Genomic DNA, 13,617 nt, shown 5'->3' on the forward strand with positions numbered 1-13,617 from the left:
TCAAGGGATCACGTTGTAAAGAATCACAAGGAATATATGGAAGCCCTCTATATCAACAACCTCAATAAGAGTTACGGGGACCACCAAGTCCTCCACGACATGACGCTCCAGGTACAGCCTGGTGAGATGTACGGTTTCGTCGGCTCCAACGGTGCCGGCAAGTCCACCACCATGCGCATCGCACTGGGAGTGCTCGCGGCGGACAGCGGCGAAGTGCTCATGGGCGATCGGCCGATCGACGATGACCTGCGCCGCCGCATTGGCTACATGCCGGAAGAGCGCGGCCTGTACGCGAAAGAGAAGATCGGCGACCAACTGCGCTTCTTCGCCCGCCTCCACGGCTTAAACGACGAAGCCGCCGGGAAGAATGCGGACGATCTGCTGGAACAGCTCGGCCTAGCCGAGCGCTCGGACGACAAGCTGGAGGAGCTGTCACTGGGTAACCAGCAGCGCGTCCAGCTGGCGGCCTCGCTGATCCACGATCCGGAGTTGCTAATCCTGGACGAGCCTTTCTCCGGCCTGGATCCCGTGGCCGTGAACGTGATGAGCGACCTGCTTGTCGAGCGCTGCAACGCCGGCGTGCCGGTGCTGTTCAGCTCCCACCAGCTGGATCTGGTGCAGCGCCTGTGCGACCGCGTGGGCATCATCGCCAAGGGGCGCATGAAAGCCGAGGGCACCGTCGACGAACTGCGTACCCGCGGCCCCATCGTCTACGAGGTGCGCACTCCGGCGCGCGATTGGTACCCCCAGGGCACGCGCCTGGTCGAGGACTTCGGCGAGGGCGTGCTGCTCGAGGCCGAAACTACGGACCTGGATCAGCAGATCCTGCAGGCTGCGATGGCCGTCGGCCCGGTCCACTCGTTCTCCCGCCGTATCCCGCACCTTGCAGAGCTCTTCCAGGAGGTCGTCGAATCATGAGTTATTCTTCCCCGAACACCATCGCCACCGTCGCTAAACGCGAAATCCAGGTGGCCTCCCGCAGCAAGGCGATCATGTTCTCCTTGGGCATCGTCATCGCCGTCATGCTCATCGGCGTGTTCGTCGGCGCATGGTTCGCCGACAAGGACGACGGTAACGAAACCCCGAAGCTCGGCCTTGTGGGGATTGAGAAGGAGTTTATTGACGCCGCCCCAGCCTCCACCGAAGGTGCCTCAGAGGGAACTGAAGGTTCCGGTGGCGTGGAGGCGGAAACCGTGGCCTCCCACGACGAGGCTTCCTCTAAGGTGACCGACGAGGACCTCGATGCAGCCCTGGTGAAGACTGATTCGGGCTACGAACTGCTCGCCGAAGGAAAGCCCGACCCCGCGATCCTCAGCACCGTTAGCGCTGCGATCAATGCGCACGCGCAATCCGAAGCGCTGAACAAGGTGGGCGTTTCCCCCGAAGAGTTTGCCAAGGCCACCCCTTCCACACAATTGGAGACAGTGGATCTAGAGGCAGATGATGCAATTGAGGCTAACGGACCGCAGATCTTCACCGCCCTTGTCGGTGTTATGCTGATGGCCTACTTCATCATCCTCTTTGCCGCCAACGTCGGCGGACGCATCACCGAGGAGAAGTCCTCGCGCGTAGTGGAGATCATCCTGGCTTCCGCCCGCCCGATGGATTTCCTGGCTGGCAAGATCATCGGCAACACCATCTTCGGTTTCATTGGCGCCGCTATCCTGCTGACTATTGGCGCGGTCGCAGTATCCGTCTCCGGGCTGTTGGGGGACGTGGACTTCGACTACACGGTGGTGGCCCTCATGCTGCTGGCCTTCTGCATCGGCATGCTGTTCTTCGGCAGCCTATACGCGGCAGCGGGTTCGATGGTCTCTCGCACGGAGGATCTGCAGTCTACACAGGCTCCAATCCTGCTGTTCATTTTCGGCATGACCTATGCCCCACTGTTCGGGCTGAGCAACATGGAATCCACGTTCATGCAGGTGCTGGGTTGGGTGCCGCCGTTTAGCCTGACGGTCGCCCCGATGAACATGGCGGCGGGCACTATGAGCCTGCCGCAGGTTCTGCTCAGCTTCCTCATCGCCACCGTTGCGACGATCCTGGTGATCCTGCTGGTGGCTCGCGTCTACCGCAATTCCATCCTGAACAACGGCAGGAAGATGAGCTGGGCCAAGGCGCTGAAGGGCGCCTAGTCGCCCAAGTTCACGGCGATCAGGCGCCCTAGTTTAAGGCGATCGGGTGCCTTAGTTCACGGCGATAAGGTCAATAATAAAGACCAGCGTGCGACCAGACAGGGGGTGGCCCATGCCGGCCGGGCCGTACGCCTTCTCCGGGGGAATGGTCAGCTTGCGGCGACCGCCGGCGCGCATGCCCGGGATACCCTCCTGCCAGCCCTCGATCAGGCCGGAGAGGGGGAACTCGATGGACTCGCCGCGATCCCACGAGGAGTCGAACTCCTCGCCAGTCTCGAAGTCCACTCCCACGTAGTGCACCTCCACCATGCCACCCGGCACGGTCTCTGCACCCTCGCCGATCACCAGGTCTTCAATCACCAGATCCTTCGGTGCGGGGCCATTCGAGAGATCGATCTGCGGTTTACTCATGGGGGAAGTCTCCTTTGAAAACTGATAGCTTCTCGAAGCTCCACCCTAGCAAAACGCGAAACACCCCCTTGGGGGCATACGCATTGCGTAGCTGAACCCAAGGGGGCGTCACCAAGAAAAGAACAGAGAGTTCTTAGAGCTTGCGCGCACCCTCGCCGGTGTAGATCTGGCGCGGACGGTTGATCTTTGCGGTCGGATCGTTGACCTGCTCCAGGTAGTGAGCGATCCAGCCCGGCAGGCGTCCCATGGCGAACAGGACGGTGAAGAAGTCCGTCGGGAAGCCCATTGCGCGGTAGATCAGGCCAGTGTAGAAGTCAACGTTCGGGTAGAGCTTGCGGGAGATGAAGTAATCATCAGCCAGCGCGATCTCTTCCAGCTTCATAGCCAGATCCAGCAGGTGGTCACCACCCAGGTGATCCAGAATCTCGTGTGCGGACTCCTTGACGATGGCCGCGCGCGGGTCGTAGTTCTTGTAGACGCGGTGGCCGAAGCCCATCAGCTTCACGCCCGGCTCCTTGTTCTTCACGCGGTTCATGAAGTCGGTAGCGTCGCCACCGTTAGCGTGGATCTCCTCCAGCATCTCCAGAACGGCCTGGTTGGCGCCACCGTGTAGCGGACCGGATAGTGCGTTGATACCTGCGGCGATGGAGACGAACATGTTGGCCTGGGAAGAACCAACCATGCGGACGGTAGAGGTGGAGCAGTTCTGCTCGTGATCAGCGTGCAGGATCAGCAGCTTGTCCAGAGCCTTGGTGACTACCGGGTCATCCTCGAAAGGCTCGGTCGGGTAACCGAACATCTGGCGCAGGAAGTTCTGGCGCGCGTTCATGGAGTTATCCGGGTACATGTACGGCTTACCCTTGGAAGCGCGGTAAGCGTAAGCAGCCAGCATCGGCACCTTCGCCATCAGTCGGTAGGTGTTCAGCTTCTGGTGGTCCGGATTCAGCGGATCCAGGGAGTCCTGGTAGTAGGTGGACAGAATGTTCAGGGAGGAAGCCAGAACGCTCATCGGGTGAGCATCGCGCGGGAACACACGGAACTGAGCCTTGAAGTCCTCATCCAGCAGGGTGTGCTTGCGGATGTTGCCGTTGAACTCCTCTGCCTGCTCCTTGTTCGGCAGCTCGCCGTTGATCAGCAGGTAGGAAACCTCATTGAATGTTGCGTTGTTAGCCAGGTCGGCGATGTCGTAGCCGCGGTAACGCAGGATGCCGTTTGCACCGTCGATGTAGGTGATGTCGGACTTGGTGGAACCGGTGTTCACGTAGCCGGGGTCCAGGGTGGTCAAGCCAGTTTCAGCCAGCATCTTACCCAGTGCAACACCGTCGTTACCTTCGGTGGCGTGGACAATGTCCATTTCGTACTCTCCACCTGGGTAGTGGAGAACGGCCTTGTCCTGATTATCAGTAGCCATTGACATCCCTTTCTGAAATGTTCACGTGCCTGCCCGCAGCGAATGTTGTAGCGATTACTTTTGGTAGAAGCTTGCGCCGGCACCGATGGAGCGGAACACAGATTCATGGTTTCACTTGTAAATTGTAGCCACTTTAGGGCTTCCCCGTATGGCGTTACTTGCATAGCAAAGCCGACGGGGGGATACGGCACACTGTAGTGCCTATGTGACGCGCACGACAGACTGCCTGGCTTAAGCGGGGGTAAAACACAGCTTCACCACCCGCGATTCTTATATTTTTGACACCTTTAGGCCATGGGCCTGGCGTGAAGGTCTACCCTATAAAGTCAAGCGCAAAAAATACGAGCGATCAGAGGGAAAGATGAACGCACCTGCCAACGACCAAAACACCCTGCCCACCATCCCCGCGGAGTTCATTCCCGCCGATGGCCGCTTCGGCTGTGGCCCGTCCAAGGTCCGCCCAGCCCAGCTGCAGGCCATCCAGGACAACGCCGCCATTCTGGGCACCTCTCACCGCCAAGCTGGTGTGAAGGACGTCGTCGGTTCCGTACGCGAGGGCCTGTCGCAACTGTTCAACCTGCCGGAGGGCTACGAGATCGTCCTCTCCCTGGGTGGCGCCACCGCTTTCTGGGATGCCGCTTCCTTCGGCCTGATCCGCAACAAGTCCGCGCACCTGACCTACGGCGAGTTCTCCTCCAAGTTCGCCAGCGTCTCCAAGAAGGCTCCGTGGCTGGACGAGCCGCAGATCGTCGCGGGCGAGCCGGGCACCGCTCCGTCCCCGAGCGAGCTGAACGGCACCGATGCCGACCTGATCGGCTGGGCGCACAACGAGACCTCCACCGGCGCGATGGTTCCGGTTACCCGCCCGAAGGCCGCTTCGGACGACACCCTGGTCGCTATCGACGCAACCTCCGGCGCTGGCGGCTTGCCCGTCGACATGAACGAGGCTGACGTCTACTACTTCAGCCCGCAGAAGTGCTTCGCCTCCGACGGTGGCTTGTGGCTGGCAGCCTTCTCCCCCGCCGCCCTGGAGCGCGTGGAAGAGATCGCCGCTTCCGACCGCTACATCCCGGCCTTCCTGGACCTGAAGACCGCCGTGGATAACTCCCGCAAGAACCAGACCTACAACACCCCGGCCGTCGCTACCCTGCTGATGCTGGACGACCAGGTGAAGTGGATGAACGCCAACGGTGGCCTGGACGGCATGGTGGCCCGCACCACCGAGTCCTCCAAGACCCTGTACAACTGGGCCGATGCCCGCGCAGAGGCCACCCCGTTTGTGCAGGACGCGGATGCCCGCTCCCTTGTCGTCGGCACCATCGATTTCGACGAGAGCATCGATGCCGCCAAGATCGCCAAGATCCTGCGAGCCAACGGCATTCTGGATACCGAGCCTTACCGCAAGCTGGGCCGTAACCAGCTGCGCATTGGTATGTTCCCGGCCATCGCCCCGGAAGACGTCAAGAAGCTGACCGGCGCCATCGATTTCATCCTCGACGGTGGCCACGCAGCCAAGTAGCCCATTTTCTGGCTACTGTTTCGCTTTCGGCTAGCTACTGAATCCACTCACCCTCCAACCGTGCTTTTAGATAAGGTTGGAGGGTGATGTTAATAACACCGCCGTCATTTGCCGCATCATCCGTCAGGAGGCCACGTTGCAAGAGCTGAAATTTGTCGTCGCCGATAGCGATGCCTCGTCGCTCGTGATGCGCGCCGTTGACCCCGCCGTCGGCGGCCCTATCGCCGAGTACTTTCTGCCCGTCACCGACGAGTTGCGCGCTTTTCTTAGTGACGCCCCCACGGCCAGCGCGGACAGCGCTTCCGTAGAAGCCGAGGGCGATGCTCGCTCCGGAGCATCCGAAGATTCCGACTCTGGCACCACCAGCGCAGCCAGCACCACCAGCACGCCCAGCCCTGGCGACTCTACCGATGCCGCCACGGATCCCGCAGAGGCACACCGGGAGGAGGAGCAAGCGGCAATCCCCGCTGAGGAAGAAGCGACGGAAACCGAGGTGGCGCCCTTGTTCCAGGGGCGCGGACAGGACCGCCCCAACGCGCGTCCACACCGCACCCGGATTTCGATGTCCCCGCGGGTGATCCAGGACCGCATCCGCCACGGCGCTACCGTCGCCGAGCTAGCGGACGAAGCGGACACGGACGAGTCGCGCATCGAGCCCTACGCCTGGCCGATCCTGCAGGAGCGCGCACGCATCGCAGAGCTCGCGCACGCGGCGCTGCCGGTAAACGGGGATGGCGTATCGAACCAGCCGCTGTGGGAGGTTCTGGCCACTGCTCTGGCGGCGCACGGGGAATCTCTTTCGGACGCCGAGTGGGATGCCTACCAAAACTCCACCAAGCAGTGGATCGTCACCGTGTCCTGGGAAAAGGATGCAGCCGGGCGCACTAACACGCACACCGCGGAGTTCATCATCGAGCTACGCGGCTCGGAGAAGGCACTGGCGCACCCACACAACAGCATCGCCGGCGATCTGGTGAATCCGCGCTATGGGCAGCCGGTGCGCAGCGTTTCCCCGGTGACTCCCCTGCTGCACCCAACGCAGACTCCCGAGGACCAGCACTGGGAGGACGACCAGGCCGATCTGGGTCGGCAGAGCAATCGATCCGATGTGGCCGGAGCCCCCGAGGCTCCCGCAGCGCAGGACACTCCCCCCGCTAGCGGTGATTCCCCTGCGGAGCGAGGCGGACGCGGTGATAATGAATTCCTAATGCACCCCGATGCAAAGGCTGCGAAGCCGAAGCGCAAGCGCAAGGCCGTCACCCCACACTGGGAGGACGTCCTGTTGGGCGTGCGCACCAACCCCAAGAAAAAGAACTAGGCGATAGAAGGAGCCACTGCTGTGACCCTGGTGACCCTTTGGTTTGTAAATGCTGCCAACCCCAGCACCGTGGTGAACCAGGAGCATAAGGTCGACCGTGGCTTTGCCCGCAAGTACCTGGCGCAGCTAAACCCAGCCTGGCCGCTGACGCACATCGGCGACTTTGACATGACCCGTAGCGCAACCCCCGGCACCGATGAGTTTTACATCGGCGGCTACCCGGGGTTGTCCGTAGTCCAAACGGTGATCCCCGACCTGCGAAAACTTTCCGAACTGCCGGAACGCTATCGCACGCTAGTCAGCGCCGCCGATGTATACGCCTCCTGCGTGGTGGCAGACCCGGAAACCGCAGCCTCGACTAAGCCTGGGGACGGTGGAGACCCGGCCTCCAAGGAGGTCGACGAAACTTTCGGCGGCTTCGCCCACTGGGCGGGTGGCCAACTCAAGCGCTCTTTCTGCGCCACCCGCGAGACCGTGTTTGAGGACATCGGCCTGCCCGGCGAGTTCGAATCTGACTACTGGGGCGGAACCACCGAGGCCAGTGGCATCCAACTGCCTTTCATCCCCGCGGAACTAGCTGCCGCAGCCATCGAGACCTGGCTCGGATTTTCAGTCTCCGCCTCCGGGCCGGCACTGCCCATTGCAGCTTTTGCCGTCGACGGCCGACCAGAAGCGAAGTCCTCCGAATACGACGGTCTGACGCATGGGCGCACCACACCGGACGACATGGTCTCCGTCTACGACGATGAGCAAGGCTACGACGATTACGCCGCCCCGTCCCGCGAGAGCGAACCCAGCGGCGCGGAAGTGGCCAAGAACCTGTTGAACTCCCTGAGTCAGGGGGCTCGCAGGGGGCTTTCCGCTGGCCTGCGAGGGCTGCGCGGGGCCTCCAAGAAGATTGGCGACGAAGTGCGCCGCCGCAGCCGCGGGGAGTAGCCCCCTAGCGCACTGCTTCGTAGAAGGCGATGGCCGCCGCAGTGGCCACGTTCAGCGAGTCAGTACCACGGGCCATTGGGATACTGGCGCGCACATCCGCAGCACGCATAGCGTGCTCCGTCAGTCCGGGTCCCTCCGCGCCAACCATCACCGCCACCTTCTTCCCCCGCCCGTGGGCGGCCTCAGTGGCCTCACGGAGCGTGATGTCCCCCGCTGGAGTGAGTGCCACTACCTCGTAGCCGCGCCTCTGTAGCAACTCCAGGTCCCGCTGCCAGGTGGTCGTCGTGCCGGGGAACTTCGCCCACGGCAGACGTAACACGTGTCCCATGGAGACGCGCACGCTGCGCCGGTACAGCGGATCGGCGGTGGCCGCACCGAATAGCACAGCATCCACGTTGAGCCCCGCTGCGTTGCGGAAAATCGAGCCAATATTCTCGTGATCCCCCACTCCCTCCAGTACGGCGATCACTCCGCTAGCTTCAGGGGCTTCTTCCACGTGGTCCAGCACCGCCTCCACGGCGCTGGTTCCGGCGGCCCTTATTCCGGTGCCCTGTGCGCCGGTAACTCCCCCTGTTCCTGCCGGCCCCGTAGTGCTCACAGCGCTTACAGTGCTCGCAGTACTCACCGTGCTCACAGCGCCGATCGGCAGCCGATCCGCCGACGCGACCAGGCCCCTGTGCATGTCGAAGCCCGCGACCTCCTTCAAGACCTCGCGGGAAACCTCAAACACGGAGAAGCTGGCGTCATCACCAGAAAGAGAGCGAGACAGCTCCTCCTCGATCGCCCGCAGCTTCCCTGGGAACCCCACGACCGCGCGGGTCGGATAAGGGCTCGCCAGCAGGCGCGGGACGACCAAAGTGCCCTCGGCGATGATCAACTGCTCGCCGGACTTCTTGTCGGAAGCGTTGAGGTTCCGAAAGTCGTCCAGGCGCGAGTCGCGTGGGTCATCGATCCGAATGGGCGAAAAGTCAGCCATGGCTAGCCCCGCAGCAGATCCATCACCGGATCGGCGGCGAAGTAGACCACGAACATCGCAGCCACCAGGTACAGCAGCGGGTGGACCTTCTGAGCACGGCCGCCAACCAGTGCCATGGCGACGTAGGTGATGAAGCCCACGCCGATACCGTTGGCGATGGAGTAGGTAAACGGCATGACCACGATGGTCAGGAAGGCCGGTAGGGCAATATCGAAGCGCGTAAAGTCAATGTCCTTAATCTGCGCCATCATCATCGCACCCACGATCACCAGAACCGGGGCAGCGGCCTCGATCGGCACGACCTCGTACAACGGGGTGAAGAACATCGCCAGGATGAACAGCAGGCCGGTGACCACGTTGGCCAGACCCGTGCGGGCGCCATCGGCGATGCCCGCCGCGGAGTCCACGAACACAGTGTTCGAAGAACCAGAGACCGAGCCACCGACAATCGCACCGCCGCCCTCGACGATCAGGGCCGTGCGCAGGTTCGGCAGGCGATCCTCCTCATCCATCAGCTGAGCCTGCTTGCCCAGCGCGGTCATGGTTCCCATAGCGTCGAAGAAGTTAGCCAGCACCAGGGTGAAGATCAACATGCAGGCCGCCAGCACGCCAACGCGGCTGAAAGCACCGAACAGATCCACGGCACCAACCAGGGAAAGATCCGGTAGGCCGCCCAGGGAATCCGGGCTCTGCGGTACCGCCAGGTTCCAGCCTGCGGGGTTCGGTTCGCCGTCAACGACGGACGGACCGGTGTTGGTGAGCGCCTCCACGATCATGGCAATGATGGTGTTGGCGACAATACCGATGAACAGGCCACCGCGAACCTTGCGGACAACCAGGGTGCCACAGATCAGCAGGCCGAGAATGAATACGAACGTGGGCCAGGAGGCAATGGAGCCGTTAATACCCAGGCCAACCGGGACGGTCGTGCCCGCGGCATCCGGAATGCGGCGAACGAAGCCGGAATCCACCAGGCCGATCATCGCAATGAACAAGCCGATGCCCACGCCGATGGCTGCCTTCAGCGAGCCGGGGATCGAGTTGAACACTGCCTCGCGGAAGCCCGTGATGGCCAATAGCACGATGAGGACACCGTCGATGACCACCAGCCCCATGGCTTCCGGCCAGGTCAGCCCCTCCGTGCCGACGAAAGTGACCGCCACCAGGGTGTTAATGCCCAGACCAGCGGCGATGCCGAAGGGATAGCGGGCGATGATGCCGAAGGCGATGGTCATTACGCCCGCTGCCAGGGCGGTAACCGCGGCCACGCGGGCGGTGCCCAGCTCGTCGCCGTTGATGTCCGCGCTGGTACCCAAGATCAGCGGGTTCAGGATGATGATGTAGGCCATCGCGAAGAACGTGACCACACCACCGCGGACCTCTGCACCCACCGTCGAGTGGCGCTCCGAGATATGGAAATAGCGGTCTAGGAAGCCACGATCCTGCGGTTCCCCAGATTCTGTCTTGGCGGCCTGTGCATCTGCCATGCGGAATTCTCCCCTACCTGTTCGGTCTGAGCGCGGAAGCTACCTTTCAGCAGAACCGTAGGCAGCCACCACAATTTGAAACGTCAAGTTATAAGTAACCACCCCGCGGGGCATTAATGCAACTATTAGGTACCCGTTCGGGCACCCCAAGAGCACGGGGGTTAGCCAGGGCTAGCCGGACTGGCTGGACTGACTAGGGGGCTGGCGCCCCATTTATTCGAAGCGCGAGAACCCCTCGTCGACGTACACACCGTAACTATTGGTGCCCTCCCCGAGCTCCTCACCGATGGATTCCTCCACCGTCGCCGAGTGCGCGCCGCACCCATAATCCCGTTGCACCACGCGCCCGTCGGCGGAGTATTCGTTCGCGCACACGCCCACACCGTTTTCCACGTTGTCGAATGGCAAGTAGAACGCGCAGGTTTCACACTGCAGGTCTGCCTTCTTCGCAAACTCGGAGCGCGGCCCGTATTCCCCTTCCCGCCATCGTTTGCGGGCTTGGCGTAGCCCCTCGTGCGAAAGGGTGTTGCCCGCCTGCGGGTTTCGCAGGAAGCCATCGCCGTCCTGCAGCTTGGCCCACGCGGAAAGCCGCTCGTCATCCCGGCGCGGTGGGAGGGTATCCCCGGGCCCCAGGTCGCCCGGCTGCACGCGATCCTCGTAAGGCACCCATTCCGGGGCCAGCGAGGCATGCTTGCCGGCCTGCAGGCTGACCTCGTTGATGGTGAGCACCCCACTGCCCGGCACCGTCACCAGCACCACGACCCACTCCCAACCGCGGTAGCCGGGCACTAGGCTGGCGTAGCGGTAAATCGCCAACCCCTCGCCGTCCGTTGCGATGCCGAGGGCCTTCCCCACCTCGTCACCGCCTACCTCTCCCACCGCCGCGCGGGCTGTTTCCTTAGCCTCCGCCGAAAAAAGAATCGGATCTGCCTGTTTCTTCTTACTCACCTGAACCATTATGCCTGCCACCCACTCACTGTGGTGCATGATGGTTGCATGTTCTCTTATCGACGTCACCCTCACGCATCCCTCCCCCAGCCTCGCAAGGGGCGGGTTACTTCCCAGGTGCTCGCAGCTGTCGGAGCTGCGGCTATGGCGTGCGTGTTATCGGCGTGCGGTGCGGACGACGGGGCGTCACCAATAAAACCAGGGACTACAGCTACAGAGTACGACGATGCGCCGATGCTCGAGGTCGCGGTCGACGAGGTACATCCGTGGGACGAGGGTGCGTTTACCCAGGGGCTAGAGACGGCCGACGACGGGCGACTGCTGGTCGGCACGGGACTGTACGGCGAATCGCAGATCTACTACACGGATCTGGAAGGCGAAAAGACGGACGAACAGAGCCTCAGCGAAAACCTGTTCGGCGAGGGCGTGGCGATTCACGGCGATACAGCGTGGCAGCTGACGTGGAAGGAACACACCGCGATCAAGCGCGATGCCCGCACGCTCGAGGAAATTGACCGGGCCGATTACGAAACTGAAGGTTGGGGGCTGTGCTCGCAGCAAGATCGGCTGGTGATGAGCGACGGCACGGGAACGCTGACCTTCCGCGACCCCGAGACCTTCGCCAAAACCGGCTCCGTGGAGGTGGAGGGCACCGACCAACTCAACGAACTGGAGTGCACCGCCGACGGCAAGGTATGGGCCAACGTGTGGCAGACCGACACGATCCTGGAGATCGACCCGGAGGACGGGAAGGTCACACATGTCGTGGACACAGCCGGGCTGTTCCCCGCTGCACAGCGAGACGGCGCGGACGTGCTGAATGGCATCGCGGTCGTGCCGGGCAGCTCTCCAAGCGACCGGCGCTTCTACCTGACCGGCAAGCTGTGGGACGAGATGTACGAGGTGCGCTTTAAAGAGCCGCAGGGCTAAAAGCATCTAACGGGGGCTCGGAGGGTAGCTAGGAGTTAGGGCTTGTCTGGCCAGTGAATTAGGATCGGGAGGCGTGAGCGAGCAAGAGAAAACGAGTCCGAAGCCTTCTGCTAAGCCCGCGCCGAAGCTTTCCAAGAAGCAGCAGCGCAAGCGCGCCCAGCGCAAGCAACTGATGACGATGGGGGCCATCGTCGCCCTCGTGGTGGTGGTCATCGGTGGCGTGCTGCTTTACAACCGCTGGCAGGACGGGAAGATCGAAACGCTGCCGCAGGATCAACGCATCATCGCTGTGGTCGATGGCAAGGAGCACGAGATCGCACCCTACTCCGTCTGCCAGTTGGACGATCCGGACTGCAAGCCCTCTGAGCCCTACAAGTTGCAGGTGGGGGACGCCGAAAAGGTAACGCTGAAGCCGCCGGAGGATGTGTACGACCACGACTGGTCGCTGCTGCAGATCTTCGACGAGCCGGGAGCCAACCAGGACAACTACTACAAGAGCTACGAGCGTGAGGAGGTCACGCTGGATCTGAAGGCTTCCCTGAAGGCCGATGATGGAAGCACCCCACAGCTCAAGGTCTTGGAGCTGCACTCTATGCTGGTCGGCTTGGACGACAACGACGAGCAAACCCCCTACGCAACCATCTGGTCGATCGAGATCGCCCAGTAGCTCCCTTATTATCTAGGGGAACTTTTACTAAGGGAGGGTGCGAGGGGGGGTTGTCTTAAGAAGTGTGAAGCGCGACCGCTAGTTGTCGAGCTCGCGCGCAATGGTGCGCAGGATCTCCGCCACCTGGCGGGCCTCCTTGCGCTCTGGGCGGCGACCGGACTGCAGCACCGGCAGCACACTGCTATCTAGCAGCGTGATCGTATCTTGCACCATCTGGTGAAGCTGCTCGGGGTTGTACTTGTGCTGTGCACGGCGGGGGCCGTTATCCAGCACCGTCATGGTGTGAACCTGCGGCCCACGGCGACCAGCGATGAACTCATACTCAATGCGCTGGCCCTTGACCAGTTCGGTGACGCCGTCGGGCAGCACCTGGGAACCGACGTAGACGTCTTCGTCCCCAGGGTTGCTGACGAAGCCGTAGCCGCGGTCTGCGTCGTACCACTTCACTTTTCCGGTTGGCATGGGATCACCTTATTCCTTGGAGTCAATAGAATGACCTAGGTTAGCGAGAATGCTAAGGCAGAGCAAATTTCACTCGCTAATCACACCAGCCACAGGCGTTACACGACGAATGTGATCTTCGTCACATTACGGAATTATAACAAAATGGATTCATTCCTATAAATTCCAGGTCAATAGGCGTTTCAGGAGATCGCCTTAACGTTACATAAGTTTCAAATCTTGCAAGAAACGTGACACAAACGTGACAAACCAGTACGGTAGCCCATGACCTTAAGGCGAACGAGCAAACGGCTCGACGTCACAAAAGCAAGAAGATCACTGAACTTAAAGGATCGAAGAGATCCAAAAAGACCAAGAGATCTTCGAGAGATAACGAAACAAAAGGCGCCATAACTAAGACAAGGCGCCCGAAGGGAA

At 61.7% G+C, this 13,617-nt stretch carries 13 protein-coding genes; 7 read left to right on the forward strand and 6 right to left on the reverse strand.

Features of this window, described 5'->3' with window-relative positions; all coding sequences use genetic code 11:
- The first annotated feature begins 36 nt into the window (after positions 1 to 36).
- Both MHX63_RS07400 and MHX63_RS07405 read left to right on the forward strand, forming a co-directional pair.
- Positions 37 to 918: an ABC transporter ATP-binding protein gene (locus tag MHX63_RS07400; protein ID WP_239387931.1), complete on the forward strand. Its 882-nt coding sequence runs from the start codon at positions 37 to 39 to the stop codon at positions 916 to 918.
- Complete coding sequence (locus MHX63_RS07405; RefSeq protein ID WP_239387932.1) at positions 915 to 2,135, forward strand: ABC transporter permease; 1,221 nt, start codon at positions 915 to 917, stop codon at positions 2,133 to 2,135. The genes MHX63_RS07400 and MHX63_RS07405 overlap by 4 nt, the downstream gene beginning before the upstream one ends.
- Positions 2,136 to 2,186: 51 nt before the next feature.
- On the opposite strand, the gene MHX63_RS07410 is transcribed toward MHX63_RS07405, so the two are convergent.
- Together MHX63_RS07410 and MHX63_RS07415 are read right to left on the reverse strand one after the other, a co-directional pair.
- Positions 2,187 to 2,546: an FKBP-type peptidyl-prolyl cis-trans isomerase gene (locus MHX63_RS07410; RefSeq protein ID WP_239387933.1), complete on the reverse strand. Its 360-nt coding sequence runs from the start codon at positions 2,544 to 2,546 to the stop codon at positions 2,187 to 2,189.
- A gap of 133 nt (positions 2,547 to 2,679) precedes the next feature.
- Positions 2,680 to 3,957: a citrate synthase gene (locus tag MHX63_RS07415; protein ID WP_239387934.1), complete on the reverse strand. Its 1,278-nt coding sequence runs from the start codon at positions 3,955 to 3,957 to the stop codon at positions 2,680 to 2,682.
- A 361-nt stretch (positions 3,958 to 4,318) separates the two neighbouring features.
- Between MHX63_RS07415 and serC the strand changes: the two genes are divergently transcribed.
- The 3 genes from serC to MHX63_RS07430 all read left to right on the forward strand — a co-directional run bounded on the left by serC (position 4,319) and on the right by MHX63_RS07430 (position 7,730).
- Positions 4,319 to 5,476, forward strand: coding sequence for a phosphoserine transaminase (serC, locus tag MHX63_RS07420; RefSeq protein ID WP_239387935.1), 1,158 nt, complete (start codon positions 4,319 to 4,321; stop codon positions 5,474 to 5,476).
- A 136-nt stretch (positions 5,477 to 5,612) separates the two neighbouring features.
- Positions 5,613 to 6,794, forward strand: a complete 1,182-nt coding sequence (sepH, locus tag MHX63_RS07425) for a septation protein SepH (protein WP_239387936.1) — start codon at positions 5,613 to 5,615, stop codon at positions 6,792 to 6,794.
- 21 nt (positions 6,795 to 6,815) lie between these two features.
- Positions 6,816 to 7,730 carry a hypothetical protein gene (locus tag MHX63_RS07430; protein WP_239387937.1) on the forward strand — a complete coding sequence of 305 codons (915 nt, stop codon included), beginning with the start codon at positions 6,816 to 6,818 and terminating at the stop codon, positions 7,728 to 7,730.
- Positions 7,731 to 7,734: 4 nt separating this feature from the next.
- Here MHX63_RS07430 and MHX63_RS07435 read toward each other — a convergent pair whose 3' ends face one another.
- From MHX63_RS07435 to MHX63_RS07445, 3 genes are all read right to left on the reverse strand, one after another.
- Positions 7,735 to 8,706, reverse strand: a complete 972-nt coding sequence (locus tag MHX63_RS07435) for an RNA methyltransferase (RefSeq protein WP_239387938.1) — start codon at positions 8,704 to 8,706, stop codon at positions 7,735 to 7,737.
- A gap of 2 nt (positions 8,707 to 8,708) precedes the next feature.
- Positions 8,709 to 10,193, reverse strand: coding sequence for an NCS2 family permease (locus MHX63_RS07440; protein WP_239387939.1), 1,485 nt, complete (start codon positions 10,191 to 10,193; stop codon positions 8,709 to 8,711).
- Between the two features lie 213 nt (positions 10,194 to 10,406).
- Complete coding sequence (locus MHX63_RS07445; protein WP_239387940.1) at positions 10,407 to 11,150, reverse strand: DUF3027 domain-containing protein; 744 nt, start codon at positions 11,148 to 11,150, stop codon at positions 10,407 to 10,409.
- 135 nt (positions 11,151 to 11,285) lie between these two features.
- Here MHX63_RS07445 and MHX63_RS07450 point away from each other — a divergent pair, with 135 nt between their 5' ends.
- On the forward strand, positions 11,286 to 12,071 hold the full coding sequence (locus MHX63_RS07450) for a glutaminyl-peptide cyclotransferase (protein WP_239387941.1): 786 nt from the start codon (positions 11,286 to 11,288) through the stop codon (positions 12,069 to 12,071).
- A 73-nt stretch (positions 12,072 to 12,144) separates the two neighbouring features.
- The gene (locus tag MHX63_RS07455; RefSeq protein ID WP_239387942.1) at positions 12,145 to 12,738 is read left to right on the forward strand and encodes a DUF2771 domain-containing protein; all 594 of its coding nucleotides are present in this window, start codon (positions 12,145 to 12,147) and stop codon (positions 12,736 to 12,738) included.
- Positions 12,739 to 12,816: 78 nt separating this feature from the next.
- Here the strand turns inward: MHX63_RS07455 and MHX63_RS07460 are convergent, their stop codons facing one another.
- Positions 12,817 to 13,200: a cold-shock protein gene (locus tag MHX63_RS07460; protein ID WP_034986981.1), complete on the reverse strand. Its 384-nt coding sequence runs from the start codon at positions 13,198 to 13,200 to the stop codon at positions 12,817 to 12,819.
- Between the last annotated feature and the right edge of the window lie 417 nt (positions 13,201 to 13,617).

Source organism: Corynebacterium sp. ACRQK, from assembly GCF_022345965.1.
Classification (GTDB): domain Bacteria; phylum Actinomycetota; class Actinomycetes; order Mycobacteriales; family Mycobacteriaceae; genus Corynebacterium.

What these genes read in the sequence shown, in the direction of transcription:
- MHX63_RS07400 (WP_239387931.1), top strand. Translation starts at nt 37, where the DNA reads ATGGAAGCCCTCTATATCAACAACCTCAATAAGAGTTACGGGGACCAC.
- MHX63_RS07445 (WP_239387940.1), bottom strand. Translation starts at nt 11,150, where the DNA reads ATGGTTCAGGTGAGTAAGAAGAAACAGGCAGATCCGATTCTTTTTTCG.
- MHX63_RS07440 (WP_239387939.1), bottom strand. Translation starts at nt 10,193, where the DNA reads ATGGCAGATGCACAGGCCGCCAAGACAGAATCTGGGGAACCGCAGGAT.
- MHX63_RS07450 (WP_239387941.1), top strand. Translation starts at nt 11,286, where the DNA reads ATGGCGTGCGTGTTATCGGCGTGCGGTGCGGACGACGGGGCGTCACCA.
- MHX63_RS07460 (WP_034986981.1), bottom strand. Translation starts at nt 13,200, where the DNA reads ATGCCAACCGGAAAAGTGAAGTGGTACGACGCAGACCGCGGCTACGGC.
- MHX63_RS07405 (WP_239387932.1), top strand. Translation starts at nt 915, where the DNA reads ATGAGTTATTCTTCCCCGAACACCATCGCCACCGTCGCTAAACGCGAA.
- MHX63_RS07435 (WP_239387938.1), bottom strand. Translation starts at nt 8,706, where the DNA reads ATGGCTGACTTTTCGCCCATTCGGATCGATGACCCACGCGACTCGCGC.
- serC (WP_239387935.1), top strand. Translation starts at nt 4,319, where the DNA reads ATGAACGCACCTGCCAACGACCAAAACACCCTGCCCACCATCCCCGCG.
- MHX63_RS07410 (WP_239387933.1), bottom strand. Translation starts at nt 2,546, where the DNA reads ATGAGTAAACCGCAGATCGATCTCTCGAATGGCCCCGCACCGAAGGAT.
- MHX63_RS07415 (WP_239387934.1), bottom strand. Translation starts at nt 3,957, where the DNA reads ATGGCTACTGATAATCAGGACAAGGCCGTTCTCCACTACCCAGGTGGA.